Source organism: Clostridioides sp. ES-W-0018-02, from assembly GCF_020658175.1.
Taxonomy (GTDB): domain Bacteria; phylum Bacillota; class Clostridia; order Peptostreptococcales; family Peptostreptococcaceae; genus Clostridioides.
On record NZ_JACVVY010000001.1, the window covers coordinates 1280453 to 1301179 of the forward strand.

Genomic DNA, 20727 nt, shown 5'->3' on the forward strand with positions numbered 1-20727 from the left:
ATCCCCTCACTCTAAGTTATGTTGCTCCTTAATCATCTACTTCTAATTTGTGGAGCTGTTTATACTTATATAATATATGTAGAGGATTACATTCTCCTTTCAGTAAACATTACATAGTTGTAAGAAACAAAGAAAACTTACTTCCTTTTCCTAGATTAGAAGATACCATGATATTACCACCTTGTTCTTCCAAAATTTTTCTACTTAAATACAATCCTACACCACTACCTTCTATAGATTCAATTTCTTCATCTGTTCCTCTATAAAAACGTTTAAATATGTTATTAAATTCATTTTTTGCAATTCCTCTACCATTATCCTCTATTATGATTTTAAAATAGTTTACAGTCTCTTCTATGGATATATTTACTTCTCCATTTCTTTCTGTATACTTAACAGCATTGTCTAATACATTAAAAATACTTTCCTCAGTCCATTTTTTATCGTGAGGTATAATTCTACTATTAAATTCATTTATTTTTAATGTTATATTTTTAATTCTCGCTTTAGGAGTTATACTTTCTATAGCATTTAAAATAGTACTTTTTATGTCATTATCTTCTTTTTTTATGCTTATCATACTAATCTCTAGTCTTGATATGTTAACTAAAGAATTTATTAAATTTTCCAATTTATTTATAGAATTTTTATTAGTTAATAAAAACTCATGTGCTTCATCTTCGTCTAAGTCTTCTTCTATAAGTAATGTATTATATAATTTTAATGATGCTAAGGGAGTTTTTAATTGATGAGAAATGTCTGTTACTAATGATTTTACACTTTCCTTTTCTTTTTCTAATTTAATAAATTTTATCTTTAAACTTCTATTTAACTCATACAGGCAATTGTTAATCTTACTAAATGTACCCTCTCTAAAATACTCATTATATTCTACCAAATAGCCAGAATTATCTAACTTGCTACCTTCTTTTAAATAATTTTCTTGTGCCATTTGCTCCACTATAAAATAAATCTTGCTTAATCTTTTGTTTATGTATCTTATAAAATAATATATTATTCCTGTAACGGCTATAAACATTATTAAAAAAACAAAAATTGATTCTTTAAAAAAAGATTTTAAATATATGCCAAAGTTTTTATCATTTGACATTTTATTTTCTAGCCCATATCCAAATTTTTCAAGTGCTTTTTCTCCAACCTCTGCATTACTATAGTCAAAATTATAAATAGACTTTACTATATCTACCTCATCATCTGGATATTTTTCAATCAACATACCTGCCATACTTTGAGTATTTTTTATTTGATGTTCATATAAAACATATAGTCTATTATATTCAAAAAATATAAATGCAAGTGTTACCACAAGCATGGATAAAATAGAATATATAACAGCCTTTTTCATTATATAGTCCTCTTTAATACTAAAATTTTCTTTGGTATTTATATCTTTTAACATTTTTTTATACTCCTTTCACCCCATATATATCCAACTCCTCTTACTGTTTTTATATACTTAGGTTCAGAAGGATTCTTTTCTACTTTTTGTCTAAGTCTTCTTATATTTACTGCAACTGTATTATCATCTACAAAATTACCACTACTATCCCATAAAGATTCTAATAGTTGTTCTTTGGTCAAAGCTTGCATTGAATTTTCCATCAAATATCTTAATAGTTTAGTCTCTGTTTTACTTAAAATTATTTCTTCTTCCTTGTCATCATTTTTTATAATCAGTTTATTTTCTATATAATAAAAAAACAAATCATCACAAACCAGTAAAGTGTAATTTTTTACTGTGTTTACCCTTTTCATAAATGCATTTACTTTTGAGATTAATACCATCAAACTAAATGGCTTTGTAATATAATCATCTGCACCTAAATCATAACCTGTAACAATATCCACTTCTTCATCAAGTGCTGTAAGCATTATTATATAAACATCACTTTTCTTTCTAATCTCCTCACAAAAATCAAACCCACTTCCATCTGGTAAACCTATATCAGAAATAATTAAATTTATATTCTCTTTAAAAAAAATACCTCTTGCCTCTTCTATACTAAATGTATTAAAAACATTGTATCCCTCTTTTTTTAATTTAAAGCTAATCCCTCTATTTAAAGATTTATCATCTTCTAAAAGTAATATATTATTCATGTTTTTCTCCTCCATTATTATGTATACTAGCTAAATTATATCATACTAACTAAGCCATTTTATTTGACAATTTATAAATATTTTTTAATCATCAAGAAGATTTTACACACTTAGATAATAAAATAAACATACCAATGATAAGTTAATAATATATTTGTTTTTAATCAAGGGTACAATTATTGATTCGATATTACTATACATAAATAAAAAAACAAAGGTAATCCAGTATTTAAACATCCAATTACCTTTGCTTAGGTTTGTATTTTATATAATAATCAATACCTATTTATCAATAAATAATTATTAATTCTATTTTATTATTGATTTTATTACTAATTTCATTTTACTTTTTTATTTTTTAAATTTATCTGATTATTATTTAATAAGTAAATTAAAACACTCGAAGCTACAAATATAAACATACTATCTTTGATACCTAAATCGCCTGTTTTAGGAGATTTTTCTTTAATTTCTGCTTTAGATGCTTTTATATTAGAACTTTCTCTAGCTTTCATTTTATCTAAATTTTTACGTTTATTCTCATTTGAGTTTTTAGTATCCTCATTATTTGCACTGTCTTCACTATCATTTAAATTATCTTCATCACCATTTAATACTAAGTTACTCTCATTACTTTTAATTATCAATTCTTCCTTAGTTTTAATGCTAATTCTTCCATCTACACTCTTGCAGATTTCTTTTTTATACTCTATATACTCAATTACTGCACTTTCTAAACTTCCAAAATCTTCTAACATTGGTTCTTTTGATAAGCAAGGAAATTCATCTCCACCTAGTGCTATATAATCATTGGTTGCAACTGTATACTCTTTATTCATGTCAAGTGATTTTCCATCTTTCATAATACCAGTTATTTTTTCTCCTTCTTTCTGCTTTGGGTCAAAATAGTATGAGATTCCACCCACTTGTAAAAAGGCTGAATTTTTTTCTGGATACAGTTTTACTCCATGTTCTAAAACACTTTTAATTTGTTCTCCTGTAAGTTTTTTAGTAACTATAGTATTGCTAAAAGGGAATACATCTGCAATACTTCCTATTGTTATATCCCCTTTTTCAATTGTATCTCTTATATTCCCCCCATTAAATAGCGAAATATCTGCTTTAGTTTTATCTAATAAGATATCACCTATTAAATTTCCTAGATTCGTTTCTTTTGTCCTTACATTTTCATATGAGCCATCTAGAGTATTTTTTGTTACTCCTATCACTTTATCTAAAACTTGTTCCTGCTGTTTCTTTATTTCACCAATCTTTTCACTTATGTTAGAATCAAGCTTATACTCTAATGCTTCTTCTTTTTCAATTAATCTTGCTGATTTATTTTCTATTTTTATATGTTCTGTATCATTAGTATCCAATGTTAACTTTACTTCACCAATATGTTCTAGATATTGCCCTGTGCTTACAATCAGTGTATCACCAACCTGTTTACCATTTTCAAACTTAGTATGGCTATGACCATCAATAATTAAATCAATACCATTAACTTTATTTGCTATATCTATACTATTTGGCTTACTTAAACTATTAGTTCCAATATGTGATATTGCAACTATTACATCAGCACCTTTTCTTTTTAATTCATTTACTTGCTCTTTTGCACTTTCTATAGGATTTCTAAACTCTAATCCTTCTACATTTTTAGAGCCTGTCTTACTTTTTGTTTCTTGGGTTGTAAGCCCAAAAAATCCTATTTTTATACCATCTATTTCTTTTATATCATTACTGTCAAATATGTTCTTATCATCTTCAAATATATTTGATGCTAAAAATTTTAAAGTTTTATCTCCTGAATTAGCAATTTTAGATAGCTCTAATAATCTATCCTTTCCATAATTGAAGTCATGATTTCCTGGAGTAATATAGTCATATCCAACACTTTTAATTAATTTAATTGCATCTTCACCTTTATTCATATTTACTATTGGTAACCCATGTAAGCAATCTCCTGCATCTACTAAAATTGAATTTGGAGTTTCCTTTTTTAATGTAGCTAGATTACCTATTTGTATATATTCATCACCTTCAGCATATCTTCCATGTATGTCATTAGTGTGAAAAATTGTTATTTCTTTAGATGAGTTCTCTATTTTGTGCTTAAAGTTATTTAATTGTTCTACACTTTTATAACTTTCTTCAAAACTCTCTAGTCCATAAGAAATAAAACTCTGGCCTGTTGTAATTAGAATTATAATTACTAAAATTAAATATCTTCTAATTTTCAATATAAGTTATCCTCCTAAAATTAGTTTCAGCTTTAAAATAAGACTCTTATTTTAAGATAAAGCTTTTTAGATAAATATTAGAATATATGAAGTTAATCATTTCGATTTTAATATTTATCTATCAATTTAATTTTGTCCATATCCAACAAGTTTTAATCTAGTTACATTTTTTCACACTTATATTTTCATTTATTTTATATGTATTTTTTAGAACCTTTTTAGCTGGTCTCTTTTAAAAGTCCATTGAGGAACTGTTAAATCCCCCTCAAAATCCAAGTTATACCAAGGACTTAAATTTGGTTGTTTACGATTAATAAGAAGCTGAGTTTGTTGAGCAGGCATATAACTTTGAGCTATCATAAAGACCTTTTCTCCAGTTTTTTCATTTTCTGCCATATCCATAATTATACTTGCATGTCCTGGACTGCCTCCAACTATAAAAACATCCCCTATTTTCATATCATCAAGTTGCACAGGTTTTAATTCTTTTTCAAGTGATAAAGTGCCTGAATAAGCAAATACTATATCCATAAATTTTCTAAAACTATCATATGATGTTGAATATTCACTTGCTTTATACCAACTTGAACCACTATCTTTTACTGAAATCCTATATCCTTCTGCCCATTTTGAATACTTAGCCTTAAAACCATCCACAAAGTCAAAGCTTATTTCATCATATCTCTTATTCTGATACAGGTATTCTGCTCTCATAAGCATAATTGCATCTGCACATTGATGCAAATCTCTATCACCAATATTGACATCGAATACACTATCATAGATACCTTTTGATTCCTTAGTTCTACCATCGTAATACTTAACTTTCTCACCATAATTTTTCAACTTAGTATTCCTCAAAAAACTTTCAAAGCTACCTTTTTCTACATCAACCCTTTTAAATCCTTTTGGTGGCTCATACCTATCTTTTAATATATTTTCATCTTTATGTACTACGATAGATTGCTCTTCTTTTTTAGAATTTTGAATATGGTTAGAACCTTCAACTGTTTTTTTACTTTCCCCATTACTGCATCCAACTAAAGTCAACATCATCAATGATAAAATAGTAATTTTCTTTGACAGTTTCATTAGATTTACCTCCTATAAATTTTTCAAAAATAAATGTAAAGTTATACTTATAGAGTTCTTGTATACTATTATACAAAATTTCTATTTACTAATATTTCTTGACTCAAATGCACATTTATTGTTGTATTTAATGTTAAAATAATTATAATAGGATATCATAATAAAAACAAACAACAGATTTGTGTTAATTTTAGAAAGGGGAAAAAATGATAGATTTAACTTTACTTGGATGTGGTGGAAATGTACCCATGCCACATAGATTTTTGTCTTCTGTATTCATGAATTATAAAGGCAGAAAAATACTAATTGATTGTGGTGAAGGCACTCAAGTATCTATGAAGTTGAAAAAATGTGGCTTTAAAGATATAGACTTGATTTGTATAACACATTTACATGGTGACCATATATTTGGACTTTTAGGGCTTCTATCAACGATTGGAAATAGCGGTCGTACAAGTGATTTAACTATAGTTGGTCCTATTGGAATAATTGATTGTATTCGTTCTATGAGAAATTTAGTAGAATACATACCCTATACTTTAAAAATTATAGAAAATCCTCAAGGTAGTTTTTCTTTAGATAATGAGTATTTGAAAAACATAGAGATTTCAACAATCCATTTAGAACACTCTATAGAGTGTATAGGATACAGTTTTAATTTTAAACGAAATCCTAAATTTGATATAAATAAAGCAACTCAAAATAAAGTTCCTAAAACAATATGGAAAAATCTTCAGGATGGTCAAAGTGTAGTTTTAAATTCAAAAAAATACACTCCAGACATGGTTTTAGGAGAACCAAGAAAAGGAGTTAAAGTAAGTCTTACAACAGATACAAGACCTATAGACTCAATACCTAACTTTATAAAAGATAGCGATTTATTTATATGTGAAGCTATGTATGGTGATGATTTAGATATTTCAAAAGCTGTCAAAAATAAGCATATGACTTTTAGAGAAGCTGCAAACCTTGCAAAACTAGGAAATGTTAAGCAACTTTTATTGACACACTTTAGCCCATCATTAGATATGCCTAACATGTACTTAGAAAATGCTACTAATGTTTTTGAAAATACGATTATTGGTGAAGATAGACTTAGCTTACACTTAAATTTTGATGAATAATTAATTTTACAGCTTTAGTAAAAATTATACTTAATAAAAATTTAGGAATGAACTTACCTTAGATAAAATTATTTTAGGGTAAACTCATTCCTTTAATATTTATTACTGTTATTTAATTTATTAATAGTTACTTAATTATTAATAGTTATTTAGATAAAATTATTTAGATACATTTCCAGCTACATTTAATACATCCCAGGTTCTTGCAAATGGTGGAGCATAACATAAATCTAACATCCCAAGTTGACTTGTGGTCATTTTTCCAAAGATAGCAGCTGCCAACACATTAGTTCTTTGAACAGCATCTTTAAAACCAGCTACTTGTCCACCTAAAATAACTTTTGTCTCTGCATCGTAAATAAGTTTTACATATATTTTATTTCTTCCAGGATAATAGTGAGTTTGATTATAATCAGAAATAAATTTGGATTTGAAGTTTAATCCCAAATCACTAGCTTGTTTCTCTGTAATTCCAGTTGAGGCAGCCTCCATATCCATAACCTTTATACAACTTGAGGATAGAGAACCTTGATAAGAGACTTCTTTACCTGCTAAGTTTTCTCCTACTATCCTACCTAATTTATTTGCTCCAGTTGCTAAAGGTATATATGCATTTTCATTACTCACTATATTCTTTATAGTTGCACAATCACCAGCAGAATATATATCTTCAACAGAAGTCCTGCCATATTCATCAACTACTATAGCTCCATTTTTTAATGTTTTTATATTTGTATTTTGTAAAAATTCCGTGTTAGGTTTTACACCAGTAGCAATTATTACAACATCTGTATCTATTGTACCTTTATTTGTTATTACTTTTTCCACTTTATCTTTTCCAGACAATTCTACAACTATCTCATCCAAATGTAATTTTACATCGTGATTTCTTATTTCATCCTCTAAGACATCTGTAATTTCCTTATCAAATACTTGTGGTAATACTCTCTCTTCCAATTGAACTACATGTACATCTTTACCTAATTTTTTGCATGCTTCAACTGCTTCTAATCCTATAAATCCAGCACCTATTATTGTTACTTTTTTTATTTCTTTTCCACTTAATAATTTTTTTAGATATTCTCCATCATATAGGCTTTTTAGTGTAGAAACATTTTTTAAATCTATATTTTTTATAGGAGGCAGAATGCTTCTTGCCCCAGTTGCTATCATCAATTTATCATAGTAATCTTCGTATATCTCATCTGTTTTTACATTTTTTATTTTTATTTTCTTAGACTTAGTATCAACTGCAACAACCTCTCTAAATATATTTAAATCAATGCCCGATTCTCTAAGTTTTTCAGGTGTTCTTGCCAATAAATCATTAGCATCATCAAAAAAACCACCTACAAAATATGGCAACCCACAAGCTCCAAAAGACACTATTTCAGTTTTTTCATAAACTACAACCTCGTATTCAGGTTTAATTCTTTTTAATTTCGCTGCAGCACTCATACCAGCTGCAACACCACCAATTATTATTACTCTCATTTTATCTCTCCTTAGACGTCTAATTAATTTCTCTACTTAGTTTAAACTTTTCATTTAATATCTATTCTATGTATATATTTTCATGATAATTTTAGTTATTTTTTTAACATCTTTTTATTTGAAATCAAATTTTATAAAAGTTGTTCTTACATCCATTAATCTAATTCAAAGTCTTTAAACATATATTATACCCCCTTTTCATCTATTTAATCATATTTTGATAAATTAAATTATTTTATTCTATCTCGGTAAATTGTGATATAATATTGACATTTTTTTAATATATTGATATCATTTAAGCTTAGAAAAATTTATTTTTAGACAAAGGAGAAAAAATATTGGAAAACTCATTCTTATCACAATTTCTTATGATTACAGATTTTAAAACGATTTTTTTCATATTATTACTTATAGGTATATTTTTTATTGTTAGACAATTTGAAAAGAAAAAAATCAAATTTTCATTGAGAACAATATATGCTACAATAATTGGTCTTATATTGGGAATTATTATTCAAGCTTTTGCTGGTTTTCCTACTGATACAACTCAAATTACTTGGTTACAAGAAGTAAGCAAATGGTATAGTTTATTTGGTTCTGGATTTATGGACTTATTAAAAATGTTAGTAATACCTTTGGTTTTCTTATCAATTATAAAAGTAATTATTAACATGAAAGATAATAACCTTGGAACTTTGACATTTAAATCTTTAGGAATGCTCCTTATTACTACGGCTATAGCAGCAATTGTTGGAATTGTTGTTGCAAACACGATGAGATTAGGAGTAGGAGCTGATTTATCCAGTTTAGGTGGAAATCAAGAGCTTAAGGAAATAAACTCTCTTGTAGATACTTTAAGAGGATTATTACCATCAAATCCTGTAATGGCTATGGCAAATGGAAATATTGTAGCTACAATAATATTTGCTACATTTATAGGTACCTCAGTAAAGAGATTAAGTAAAAAACATTTTGAAACTATAAATCCATTTATAGATTTTATAGAAGCATCTTACAAGATAATTGTTAGTGTATCTATGACTGTTATCAAATTTATGCCTTATGCTGTAGTTGCACTACTTGCTAATACAATAACTTCACAAGGTATTAGTTCAATAATTTCTGTTTTATATTTTATATTAGCTCTTTATATATCAGTTGCAATATTATTTGTTATACATTTAATTTTTATAACTTTAAATGGTCTAAATCCTATTACTTATATAAAAAATTCAACTGAAGCTCTACTTCTAGCATTTACTTCACGTTCTAGTTTGGGAACATTACCTGTTACGATAGAAAGTTTAGTACAAAATCACGGAGTCGATGAGGGTGTATCAAGCTTTACAGCAAGTTTAGGTGCAAACATGGGTATGAATGGTTGTGCTGGCATATATCCTGCTTTAATGGCTGTTACTCTTGCTAATATGGCTGGAGTAAATATGGATATTAGTTTTTATGTTATGCTGTTAATTGTTATAACAATTAGTTCACTTGGAATAGCAGGTCTTCCAGGAACTGCTACAATAGCTGTTTCAGTTGTTATTTCTGGAGTAGGTCTTGGCTCTTATTTCCCACTAGTTGGTGGAATACTTGCAATAGACCCTATACTAGATATGGGACGTACAATGATAAATGTCAATGGTGCTATGGTATCTTCAATTACTGTAGGTAAGTCACTTGGAAAAGTTGATAAAGAAGTATTCAATAAGAAAAACATTTCTTAAAAAATATTATAAAAATAAATGGCTAACATAGTACAAAGTTAGCCATTTATTTTTTATTTTATTTACAAAATGGAAAAAATTCTTTTGTAAGGTTTTGAGGATATACAGATATAAAAACAAAGTCATAATCTTGAGACTTTGCATATTCTAATATATCTCCATCATAGTATCTAGGGTCTATCATATCCATAGTTGAACAAACAGAAGAAAAGAATGCTGCTGTTGGTACAATTAATGAGTCCTTAACAAATAACACTTTTAATCCTTCTGGATTTTCTATATTTTTAATTTTAACTAGTGGACGATTCCCCAATAAGTATGTAAAATATTTATCTGATTGTCCATCCATTAAATTAAGGTCAGCATTAAAAGGGTATGATAATATCAAACTCTCTTCAAACCTTCCTTTTAATTCAAATTTTTGAGATTTAGAATCTGTATAGTATGTATAATTCGTCTTAAATTTAGGATAAATTAGTGTAAAATCATCTATTCCACCATATAAAATTCCCGTCTTCCTTCCCATAGAACCAAGAAATGACCTAGGATATACAATCGAATTATAGTTTTCTTTATCTCTATAATAATAATTTTCATCTAATTTCATGTTATATTTTTTATTAAGCTGTTCAATCAATTCTCCAAATGCCCAAAAAGAAGTCTCTACTTTCCAATGGTGGTCTGTTTTAAAGAATAACTCATCTTTTGAAATACCACTTTTTAAAATATTTTTTCTAAAATCTATATAGTCAACATTATCATTTTTTAGTTCATTTAAAAAATTATCTGCTGTCTCATTACTATAGGAATAAGGTATGCCTTTAGGAAACTGTGTTACTCCTTTTATATATTTATCTGGAGTCATTAAATAAACTAATTTAGTATTTTGTTTATCCATTTCCTTAGAGAACTTACTTACTCTGTCTGACAATACATCAACTTGATTTGGAGATTTAGCAAAATATGTGTAATGCATTTTGCCAGAAGTATCTTTCACAACACTAAACTTTGAAAATTCATTTTTACCCATTAGTTTTTGCAAATATCCATAAGTTTCAATAAAAGTATTTTTATATATCACTTTGTCATTTACTGTATTATCAATAGACGATATAGTATCCTTTAAACTATTCTTATCATTAATTGATTTTTTTATTTCTTGTATCATATCTTTTCCAGAATAACAGATATTAGAGATAGAGAAGGTGAATAAAACAACTAAGAATATAATTGTAGTTATTAGCCTTACTTTAAAAAATCTATTCATACTTTTCCTCCTCAGCTAAAAATTAAAGTAAATAAATGGATTATAACTTCCAGTTACTAAATATGTCACAGAAATAAAGAACAATAAAATAGAACAAATTGGATAAAATAAATTAAATAATGTACTGTATTTAGCTTGTTCAACAACAAATTTATTAACTTTTTTTGCAATAGGTACACTAAAAATAAATGCAAATATAAAGAAAATCAAATATTCTTTCAAGAACATATATGTATAGTCACTCCACATAACTCCACTTGCACCAAACATAGCTTTAAAATAGTTATATGCTTCATTTAAATTTGGAGCTCTAAACAGTACCCATCCAAAGTTTACTACTAGTAAAGTATAAATATGTTTTATGAGATTATGATTTTCAATCTTTTCAAACATTATAAATCTCTCTATAATTAAAAAAACAAAATTCAAAATCCCCCAAATCACAAATGTCCATTCTGCACCATGCCATATTCCAGTAAATAACCATACTATAAACATATTTCTAATCATAATGTCTTTATTTAAAACTCTAGAACCACCAAGTGGAAAGTATATATAACTCTTAAACCACATTCCTAAAGAAATATGCCATCTTCTCCAAAACTCAGAAATTGATTTTGAAATATATGGGTAATTAAAGTTTTCTTCAAATTTAAAACCAAACATAAGACCTAAACCTATGGCCATATCTGAATACGCAGAAAAGTCAAAAAATATTTGTAAAGTATAAGCTATTGAACCAAGCCAAGCCAACGATGTAGCTATTGAACCTTGACTATTCATAGTGTAAATATAATCTGCTACTATTGCCATATTATTAGAAATTACTATTTTTTTACCTAAACCAGTTATAAACCTACATGTTCCAATAGAAAATTTATTCCATGTTTCTTTTCTGTTATGAATTTGTTCTGCAACACTTTCATATCTAACTATAGGCCCTGCTATTAATTGTGGGAAAAAAGCTATATATAATCCTACATAAAAAGGATTCTTTTGAACTTCTCCATGTCCACGATAAACATCTATAACATAAGACATTCCTTGAAAGGTAAAAAATGAAATACCTATAGGTAAAACAATGCTTGGAATCGCAAGTTCTGTGTTAATAAGCGAACTAATATTTCTTAGTGCAAAAGCTAGATATTTAAATATAAATAGAACACCTATATTATATATACACATCAAAATCAAAATAATCTTTACTTTTACTTTACTTTTTCTATATCTGTCTACTATCAAACCAAATATATAATTCATTATTATAGAAGCTATCATAATAACAACAAATTTCGGCTCTCCCCAGGCATAAAAAAATAAACTAACAATAAGTAATATCATATTTTGGATTGTCCGATTAAATCTAAATAAATAATATAATACCAAAGTTATTGGCAAAAAATAAAATAAAAAAATCAAACTTGAAAATAACATGCTATACCTCCTCTCTTTACTCAGTTTTTAAGTGTTTTTTCCAATATAAGTATATCCCTAAGCATATTGCTAATAAGGATATAAATAAAATGCGAATAAAATTTACACTATTATTCATAGCATTTACTGTTTTCATATTTTGTACGGTTGGTGATTGTTTAGGTGATACTAAGGTATACGGAACACCATCTTTATCTTTTTGATTAATACTCCAAGACTGAGTCAATACTATCTTCTTTCCAACTTTAAACTTGTCATCAACATTAACTTTTAAAATAATTTCTCCAGGTTGTACTTCATTATTTAATGTTAATTTACCTTCCTGAGATATATTTACATTGTTTTGTTTTTCTACAAATGAGTACTTAATTTTTGAACTCTGTTCCAGTCCCGACACTTTATATTGACTTATACTTTGACCCAATACAGGTATTTGTACTTCTTCATCACCAATTATTTTAATATTATGCAAGGATTCAAGTTGCTCCTCTAAAAGTAAAGATACTTTTCTTATAGTAATAACATTATGTTCTTCACTAGATGGAATAAATGTGATTCCCCACCCGTTAATATCTGATAGAACATCTGAATCTAACATGACATTATTTTTATCATTTATAAAACTGCTAAAATTCACATAAATTTTTCCCTCAAACTCACCTGGTATATCTATGCATCCATCTTTTATTTTATCTGAATATATTATATTTTGATTTTCAATAAATATTTCGCTACCTTCTTTTAACTTAAAGTCAAGCGTATCCTTACTTTGTATATTTAAATTAATTCGCTGAGGACTCTTATTCTTATTTTGAATCTCAATATAAAAATTATGGAATACATTCCAGTCATCTTTTATATTTTTATAAACATATAGATAACGTTCTTTATTATTTTTAGAACTATCTGTCTCTATTTTTATACTTGTATTTTCATGTATAATGTTAGCACTTAAATTACTTTCCACCTTTTTAAAAGATAAATCTAAATTTTTATTACTTATTCCTGAACTTGTAAAAGTACTGTTTATAAAAAAAATAAACACTAAAATAAAATATTTTAAATAACACAAAAACACTTTTAAAATTTTCATTTTATCTCTCCTAAATATATTTCATTGGCTCAAACTCATCTGTGCATTCGTCTTTCTTTTCATTAGGTTTTGAAATTATAATTGTTTTATGTTGTAATATCCACTCCATCATTTCCTCTCTTAAAAATAAATTTTGCATTATACTATCAATATTATTTACTTTGTATAAAACACCCCTCATATCAGCTTTACCTTCACATAAATCACACTCAAGTATAATATTTTCATTAAGTTCTATTTCTATTTTTTGAGGATAAATATCTTTATTTTCAAAACCTAGTAATACATACTGATAGTTAAAATTTACCAGTTTTACCTTACCTATATGTTCTATATCACTTTGGAAATCTGTATTAATTCTTGGACTTCTTCTCGATAAAGTTTTAGATTTTTCAATACGTTTTTTTACATTAATTTGCAAGTCATCAAAAAAACCTAATTGATTAGATATTGTCATTGGCAAAGTCGGCACCCTATCATGAACAATACACATCCAATTATCAAATTGATTATCTTCAATGTGTGTAATGTAACATGCATACTTCCACTTTGAGTTTATTTCCACAACATTAACTATCTTTGCCTTCATACTGGCTATATATATTTCATTTCCTGATTTTTCTTTAAACTCTACCTCAAATTCTTCTGGAGAAATATACTCTGGATTTTCCAACAAAAACGCAAATCCATTTTCTGATATATCAATTGTTTTTGAAGAAAAAATGTACGAATTTTGCTTTAGTTTAAAATCAATTTCAGCAACATAACGCTCAGATTTTCTTAATTGTTGTCTTCCTGATATAAACAGCATGGCCATAACAAGATTAAAAAGATTTCCAATTAACCAAAACAGTACGACTGAGTATGTCATTGAATTCATTTTAAATATTGATATAAACATCTTTAAGATTCCTATTATAGATAGCACTATGTATATAAAATATGGTGCTCCTTGCAAAACCTTATATATTCTTTTTTCTTCTGCTTTACTCTTATTGGTTACTGAAAATTTATTCTTAGATATTGCAAATGTTTCAAGTATTACTGCTGGCATTAAAGACTGAAACATTATAGTTTCATATATATTAGTCCATCTTGTGTTTCTTATATTTTGAGAAAATATTTTAAGGGATAAACTACTTAAAATATACATAGGTAACCAAAATATCAATACTTGAAGTAATGTGCATTTTACAACAATTACATTAAAGACTGAAAATAAAATGGGAGCCATTATATAAGTAAAGCGTTTTATACTTGCATACCAATAAGTAATTGAAGAAATATAACTTATTTTCTGCCAAAATCCTAAACCTTTTCTAAACAAAATATTCAATCGTCTACCTGTCTGTATGCATCCACGTGCCCATCTTTCACGTTGTTTAATAAGGCTTTTTAAATCTATTGGAGATAATCCTGATGCATGTACTTCTGGAATAGCATAGCATCTATATCCTTTACTTTGAATTAAAATCCCTGTTGCAAAATCTTCTGTGATAGAAAAAGTATAAAATCCTCCAACTTCATCTAAAGCTTCTCTTGAAATAACCGTATTACTACCACCATAAATTACAGAATTGGTTTTATTTCTAGCTAATTGAATATCTCTATAAAAATAATCTTGTTCATTTGGAATTCTACCTTCAGAGTGTAAATTAAATTGAAATAAATCTGGATTATAGAAACTTTGTGGTGTTTGCACAAAACCAATCTTTTCGTATTGTTCTTTTTCTCCATCTTTTTTAGCCTGTTCATTTTTTAAAAAGTATGGTACTGTATCAATTAAAAAATCATGCATTGGTATCATATCTGCATCAAATGTAGCAATCAAAGGAGAGTTTGTATGCTGCATTGCATTATTTAGGTTTCCAGCTTTGGCTCCTTCTCTTTCTGTTCTAGTTATATAATTGACACCCATTTTTTCTGACAGAAGACGCATTTCTTCACGATTACCATCATCACATATATATATATGTACCTTTTTCTTATCAGGATATTGCATATGAAGACATCCATTTATTGTTTTTCTTACCAAGTCAACAGACTCATTATATGTTGCAATAAATACATCCACAGGTGGATAAAGTTCTTCACTTATAATTGGCTTTTCAGGATACTCAATATTAGACATTCCATAATAATGTACAAACATTTCCATCATCCCTATTAACTCCACTGAAAGTAGTATTATCGCACAAATTAATGCAAACATCCCTTCTTCTTTAGGTATTGTATAAAAAATTCTCCACAATATATATATAATATTAGTAATAATAGTTAAGGTTATAAGTACCTTTTTTGAATTTTTCTTCATCAAATCACCTCTTTCCTACTAGTGCATTCAATATATCTTCATCCCAAGTACTTTCAACTTGATTATATATTCCAAATCCAGAGGCAAGTTCCCAGTAAGCCCATGAAAAATTTCGTTTTTCAGCCTCTTCTCTTACTGCTTTTATCCAAGCTACTCTTGAAGCTTCTGGTGCCTCTTTTGTTATTCCAAACTCTCCCAATAAAACTTTTACATTATTTTTATTAGCCCATTTCTCTACTGTATCAAATCTTTTCTTTAGATATTCAAGTTGTTCATTTGTTCCTTCCCAAGTAATATTGCTTAAGTTCTCAAACCCTTTATGATAGATATTTCCTTGGAATGCAAAATCATTTGGTTCATAATAGTGAAATGAAACTACTATATTAGAATTTTTAGGAATATTTAAATCCTTTAAATAATCAATTTGGTAGTAATTGTATGGACCCACTATAATTGTCCTTTTAGGATTAGTTTTTCTAATTATATTTATAGCTTCTTTAAAGTATTCATTTAGTAACTGTGGAGATAGGCTTTCTTTAGGCTCATTTAATAATTCAAAAACCAATTTTTTATCATATTTTTGATATCTATTAGCTATTTGTTGCCATATTTTTAAAAACTTCTCTTTATTAGTTTGTGGTTCTTTCATAATGTCTTCAAAGTGATGTAAATCTAACACAACTACTAACTCTTTATCCAAAGCATACTTTATATGCCCATCAATCTTTTTGAAGAATTCTTCATCAATTTTATAATCATTAGAATCTGAGGTGTAATCAGAAAATCTTACTGGTATACGAACTGTATCAAAACCTGCCATTTTTATATCATCAAAATACTTATTTGACATTTTAACATCCCAAGGAAAATTTTTTGGTGATTCTAACGCATTACCTATGTTTATTCCTCGTTGCATTGTAACTTTATCGCTATCTCCTCTTATTATAAAATAAAATCCAATAAAAGCTATACTCAAAAAGGCTGCTATACTAATACCTATTCTTTTTATGTTCCTCTCCCCCTAACTTATTTTTTGTATAATATTACTTTACTAGTTTTAGTCTATCTATAGAAGCTTTAATATCATTAGTACCCTATTATAACAAATTAAATTATATCATGTTATCTCTAATTATGCTTCTTTATAAATTTTATTCTAAATATACTTTTAAAAAAATATAAGGCAGTATATCTTAAAATAACTTTGATTATTTCTCGATATAATGCCTTATATTTTTTATAACTTATCTAACAAATCTAAAACTTGTTTTTTGACCTTATCATATCCAAAATTATCTAGTGAATATCCAAGCTCTATATTTCCGAAACCTTTAATTTCAGCATTTTCTTTTTTATTTAATAGAGTTTGCATAAGCTCAACTTCTATATATTCTCTTCCCTTTTCTTTTTCTAACATAGTAAATAACTCAAAATCTTGTATGCCAAATCTTAAGTTTTCCATTCTAACACTTCTAACAGGCTTTAAATCTTTTCCAGGATAAACAAAGAACATATCTCCAGCTTTCCAAATAGGGAATTTGTAACTTGCGTCTTTCCAAGGGTCTTCTGTCCATAAATTATAATCCCATCTTAAAAATCCATCAAGACCAAAATAATAAGTGTACCACCCTATTATTCTATTTTCTACAAAAGGAGAACTTATAAAACTATTTGGTTTTTCTGGGAAACAGCAAACAAACCAAGTCAATATTCCACCTTTATCATGCATTTTTTTCTTTAGATTTTCTATATTTTTATAATTTTGAATAGTAAGTTTTAAATTTATTGACATGTCATCAACTTCATCTTTAGCTCTATCTAAAAAGTTTTGGTCATGAGTTGCTGATTTATATTTAACTTGATGAGTACTTACAGTAGAGTTTATAAATTTGATACACTCTTTTACAACCTCTGGATTATTTGGTTCATCGGCTATAATTCTGATGCTATCCCATAGACCACATTCTATTAAATGATTTAATACTAATCCTATATACTCTTTTAAATCATCTGTATTATTTATGAATTTAAACACTTTGTCTTTTTCATCAAAGTATCTTACTCTTATAGGGTCTTTATAGGCCTCTATAGGGTTTCCAAACTCTCCAGCACACCAATTACCTAACAGACCAAATAAATCTATCTCCTGAGCCATTTTGTACTTACTAGCTATACTTATATACTTGTCCATGCTTTCAAAATTACACTTGATATTTCCATCTAAATCTTTTGAGACACCTACCATGTTGTATTCATATAAGTTTGATGGATTTTTATAGACTTTATAACAACTTTGACCTGCCCATGGATAATCTGAAACTATAACTGTTGCAACTTTTTCTCCTAAAGATGCTAGTTCTTTGAGATAATTATCTATTATCTCAAAATGTATATCAGACCACAATTCAACTTTATACATTCTAGCTAGACAACTTGGATGTTGCCATAAATCTAAAAAGAATTTACTTTCGTCCAAAGGCTTTAACACAACATTTTTTACTTCTATAGGCACATCAACTGTAAAAACTTTTTCTTCATCTTCATAACCAAAACTTTTGAATATATCAATACTTATATTAAACTTATTTCCTAAAAAATCCTCAGGTACTTGCCCTTCAATCCAAAACGTTTGAGGCAAATATTGTTCCACTAGTACATCTTTATCTCTCAAAATAGCATCATTTACAAATGCTTTTGTATCATCTTGAACGTACCCTAATATATTTATACTAAAATTATTTTCTAATCCATCAGGCACATTTAGACCTAATCTTACTCTATTTCCCAAGCCTTTCCATGATATAGCACTACTACCATCAATTGTGCAATTAAATTCTTCTGTAGCTTTCAGCATAATTTGAAATGCAAATTTTTCACCTTTAGCTACTACAATATTTAAATCCTTATGTTCCCAAGTTTCAGCTTCTATAACTGAGTATTTATTGTGTTTAAATGTGCAATCTTTCAATATATATGAAATTTCCATGTTTTGATTTCCTCCGCATCTATAGTTTTATTTTGTATTTTTAAATTAGACTATTTAACCTTTTATACCAGATAAAGATACACCCTCAACAAATTTACTTTGTAAAATTAAATAGAAAATAAATGGAGGTAAAAATGTTATTGTTGCTCCTGCCATCATTTGTCCATAATTTGTTATCTGGAATGTCTTAAGAGTGGATAACCCTACTGTTAATGTCCTCATTGCATCTTTAGTTGTTGCTATAAGAGGCCACATAAACTCATTCCATGCTCCCATGAAAGTAAATATAGCTAGTGTAATTAATGCTGGTTTGATTAGAGGTAACACTATTTGTACTAAAATTCTAAGGTCTGAACAACCATCTATTTTTGCTGATTCTAAGAGTTCTTTTGGTACTCCTAAAATAGCTTGTCTCATTATAAATACACCAAATGCAGTTGGTATTGGCATAATAAGAGCCAAATAACTATTTATCCATCCTAAGTGTTTCATTATTATATAAAGTGGTATCATTGTAACCTGAGATGGTATAATTAAAGTCATTATCATAAATAAAAATAACTTATCACTACCTTTAAAATCCATCTTCGCAAAAGAATACCCTGCTAATGTACTAAATACTAAGTTTAACAGTACTCCTGAAAAAGATACTATGGCTGTGTTTAAAAAATATTGCGTAAATCCTTTTTTAGTAAATATATCTATATAGTTTTGAAGTGTTACTGTTGAAAAAGATATATCCAAATTGTACGAATTATAGGTTACCTTTAATGATATTATCAACATGTATATAAATGGTACTAAGCTTGCACATGCTATAAATAATAGCAACCCATCACTCAATAATCTCTTTGTTGTTTTCATATTATACCTACCTTTCTAAAAATCTGAACTGTCTCGTTTTACAAGTTTATTTTGTAAAATTGAAACTACTGCTATCAACAAAAATAATACATTTGCTACAGTCATTGCATATCCAGAATTGAAGTTTTTAAAGTTTAAGTTAAATGCATGCATAACTATACTCATAGTAGATATCCCTGGACCTCCACCTGTCACAGTATAAACCAAGTCAAATACTTGTAACGACCATATTGTTCCTAAAAACACAACCATTATTGTAGTTGGCTTTAGTAGTGGAACTGTTATTTTCATAAATTCTTGAAGTTTTGTAGCTCCATCAACCTTTGCTACCTCATAACAATGTTTTGGTAAATTCATTATAGCTGAAATATAAATTACCATAAAATATCCTATATTTTTCCACATAGATATAAACATAAGCGTAGGGAGTGCTGTTTTACTATCTCCCAAAAGTTTAGATGATTCTATTCCAAAAGCACCTAACAATTGATATATAATTGAACCTTCTCCATTTAATAAAGCTCTCCATACCATACCAATCAAAACCATAGACGACAATACAGGTATAAATATAGCTCCTTTAGCAAATGAAGCTATTTTACTATTTCCTTTTCCTGTAATCCAAACTGCCAAAATCAACGATAAAATAGTCTGGCAAGGTACTACTACAATAGCAAATTTAATCGTATTTATAATAGATACTTTTAATGTCTCATCTGTAAATAATTTTTTATAATTTTCTAAGCCTATAAATGTTGCTGGACTAATAATATTGTACTTTGTAAAACTAAAGTATATTGACATTATTATTGGTAATACATAAAATGCCACTAAAATTATGCCCAATGGTAATATGTATATATATGGTTTAATATTTAATTTTAATTTTTTTCTTGTTGAATTTTCTTCAAACTCTCTAACTAAGTTATTCATTTTTATCCTCTCCAATATAAATATTAGCATTG

At 27.5% G+C, this 20727-nt stretch carries 15 protein-coding genes; 2 read left to right on the top strand and 13 right to left on the bottom strand.

Translation table 11 applies throughout. The features are described 5' to 3' along the window. Positions 1–109: 109 nt before the first annotated feature. From IC219_RS05655 to IC219_RS05670, 4 genes are all read right to left on the bottom strand, one after another. On the bottom strand, positions 110–1420 hold the full coding sequence (locus IC219_RS05655; protein WP_227830763.1) for a sensor histidine kinase: 1311 nt from the start codon (positions 1418–1420) through the stop codon (positions 110–112). Then, complete coding sequence (locus IC219_RS05660; RefSeq protein WP_227830764.1) at positions 1414–2121, bottom strand: response regulator transcription factor; 708 nt, start codon at positions 2119–2121, stop codon at positions 1414–1416. Before IC219_RS05660 ends, IC219_RS05655 begins: the two co-directional genes overlap by 7 nt. 338 nt (positions 2122–2459) lie before the next feature. Further along, a complete protein-coding gene (locus IC219_RS05665) occupies positions 2460–4367 on the bottom strand; it encodes a bifunctional metallophosphatase/5'-nucleotidase (RefSeq protein WP_227830765.1) in 1908 nt (635 codons plus the stop codon). Between the two features lie 207 nt (positions 4368–4574). Next, positions 4575–5459, bottom strand: a complete 885-nt coding sequence (locus IC219_RS05670) for a DUF4846 domain-containing protein (RefSeq protein WP_227830766.1) — start codon at positions 5457–5459, stop codon at positions 4575–4577. 206 nt (positions 5460–5665) lie between these two features. On the opposite strand from IC219_RS05670, the gene IC219_RS05675 reads away from it, so the two are divergent. Next, positions 5666–6583, top strand: a complete 918-nt coding sequence (locus tag IC219_RS05675) for a ribonuclease Z (RefSeq protein WP_227432507.1) — start codon at positions 5666–5668, stop codon at positions 6581–6583. Positions 6584–6742: 159 nt separating this feature from the next. On the opposite strand, the gene IC219_RS05680 is transcribed toward IC219_RS05675, so the two are convergent. Further along, positions 6743–8077, bottom strand: coding sequence for a CoA-disulfide reductase (locus IC219_RS05680; RefSeq protein WP_227432506.1), 1335 nt, complete (start codon positions 8075–8077; stop codon positions 6743–6745). Positions 8078–8415: 338 nt separating this feature from the next. Between IC219_RS05680 and IC219_RS05685 the strand changes: the two genes are divergently transcribed. Beyond that, a complete protein-coding gene (locus IC219_RS05685; RefSeq protein WP_227432505.1) occupies positions 8416–9804 on the top strand; it encodes a cation:dicarboxylate symporter family transporter in 1389 nt (462 codons plus the stop codon). A 58-nt stretch (positions 9805–9862) separates the two neighbouring features. Here the strand turns inward: IC219_RS05685 and IC219_RS05690 are convergent, their stop codons facing one another. The 8 genes from IC219_RS05690 to IC219_RS05725 form a co-directional block, all read right to left on the bottom strand. Beyond that, positions 9863–11071 carry an alginate O-acetyltransferase AlgX-related protein gene (locus tag IC219_RS05690; RefSeq protein WP_227432504.1) on the bottom strand — a complete coding sequence of 403 codons (1209 nt, stop codon included), beginning with the start codon at positions 11069–11071 and terminating at the stop codon, positions 9863–9865. A 15-nt stretch (positions 11072–11086) separates the two neighbouring features. Further along, entirely contained in the window at positions 11087–12505 is a 1419-nt protein-coding gene (locus IC219_RS05695) for an MBOAT family O-acyltransferase (RefSeq protein WP_227830767.1), read from the bottom strand. A 16-nt stretch (positions 12506–12521) separates the two neighbouring features. Continuing rightward, positions 12522–13598 (bottom strand): hypothetical protein, encoded by a 1077-nt coding sequence (locus tag IC219_RS05700; RefSeq protein ID WP_227830768.1) that lies wholly within the window; start codon positions 13596–13598, stop codon positions 12522–12524. A gap of 10 nt (positions 13599–13608) precedes the next feature. Further along, positions 13609–15912 (bottom strand): glycosyltransferase, encoded by a 2304-nt coding sequence (locus tag IC219_RS05705; RefSeq protein ID WP_227830769.1) that lies wholly within the window; start codon positions 15910–15912, stop codon positions 13609–13611. A gap of 4 nt (positions 15913–15916) precedes the next feature. Continuing rightward, entirely contained in the window at positions 15917–16888 is a 972-nt protein-coding gene (locus tag IC219_RS05710; protein WP_227830770.1) for a glycoside hydrolase family 5 protein, read from the bottom strand. Positions 16889–17149: 261 nt separating this feature from the next. Next, complete coding sequence (locus IC219_RS05715) at positions 17150–18898, bottom strand: DUF4091 domain-containing protein (protein WP_227830771.1); 1749 nt, start codon at positions 18896–18898, stop codon at positions 17150–17152. Between the two features lie 54 nt (positions 18899–18952). Next, a complete protein-coding gene (locus IC219_RS05720) occupies positions 18953–19762 on the bottom strand; it encodes a carbohydrate ABC transporter permease (RefSeq protein ID WP_227432498.1) in 810 nt (269 codons plus the stop codon). 15 nt (positions 19763–19777) lie between these two features. Next, positions 19778–20695, bottom strand: coding sequence for a carbohydrate ABC transporter permease (locus tag IC219_RS05725; protein ID WP_227830772.1), 918 nt, complete (start codon positions 20693–20695; stop codon positions 19778–19780). Positions 20696–20727: the final 32 nt, after the last annotated feature.

Excerpts from the sequence above, each read along its gene's own strand:
- IC219_RS05655 (WP_227830763.1), bottom strand. The coding sequence starts at position 1,420 with ATGTTAAAAGATATAAATACCAAAGAAAATTTTAGTATTAAAGAGGAC.
- IC219_RS05660 (WP_227830764.1), bottom strand. The coding sequence starts at position 2,121 with ATGAATAATATATTACTTTTAGAAGATGATAAATCTTTAAATAGAGGG.
- IC219_RS05670 (WP_227830766.1), bottom strand. The coding sequence starts at position 5,459 with ATGAAACTGTCAAAGAAAATTACTATTTTATCATTGATGATGTTGACT.
- IC219_RS05675 (WP_227432507.1), top strand. The coding sequence starts at position 5,666 with ATGATAGATTTAACTTTACTTGGATGTGGTGGAAATGTACCCATGCCA.
- IC219_RS05680 (WP_227432506.1), bottom strand. The coding sequence starts at position 8,077 with ATGAGAGTAATAATAATTGGTGGTGTTGCAGCTGGTATGAGTGCTGCA.
- IC219_RS05690 (WP_227432504.1), bottom strand. The coding sequence starts at position 11,071 with ATGAATAGATTTTTTAAAGTAAGGCTAATAACTACAATTATATTCTTA.
- IC219_RS05695 (WP_227830767.1), bottom strand. The coding sequence starts at position 12,505 with ATGTTATTTTCAAGTTTGATTTTTTTATTTTATTTTTTGCCAATAACT.
- IC219_RS05700 (WP_227830768.1), bottom strand. The coding sequence starts at position 13,598 with ATGAAAATTTTAAAAGTGTTTTTGTGTTATTTAAAATATTTTATTTTA.
- IC219_RS05705 (WP_227830769.1), bottom strand. The coding sequence starts at position 15,912 with ATGAAGAAAAATTCAAAAAAGGTACTTATAACCTTAACTATTATTACT.
- IC219_RS05715 (WP_227830771.1), bottom strand. The coding sequence starts at position 18,898 with ATGGAAATTTCATATATATTGAAAGATTGCACATTTAAACACAATAAA.
- IC219_RS05720 (WP_227432498.1), bottom strand. The coding sequence starts at position 19,762 with ATGAAAACAACAAAGAGATTATTGAGTGATGGGTTGCTATTATTTATA.
- IC219_RS05725 (WP_227830772.1), bottom strand. The coding sequence starts at position 20,695 with ATGAATAACTTAGTTAGAGAGTTTGAAGAAAATTCAACAAGAAAAAAA.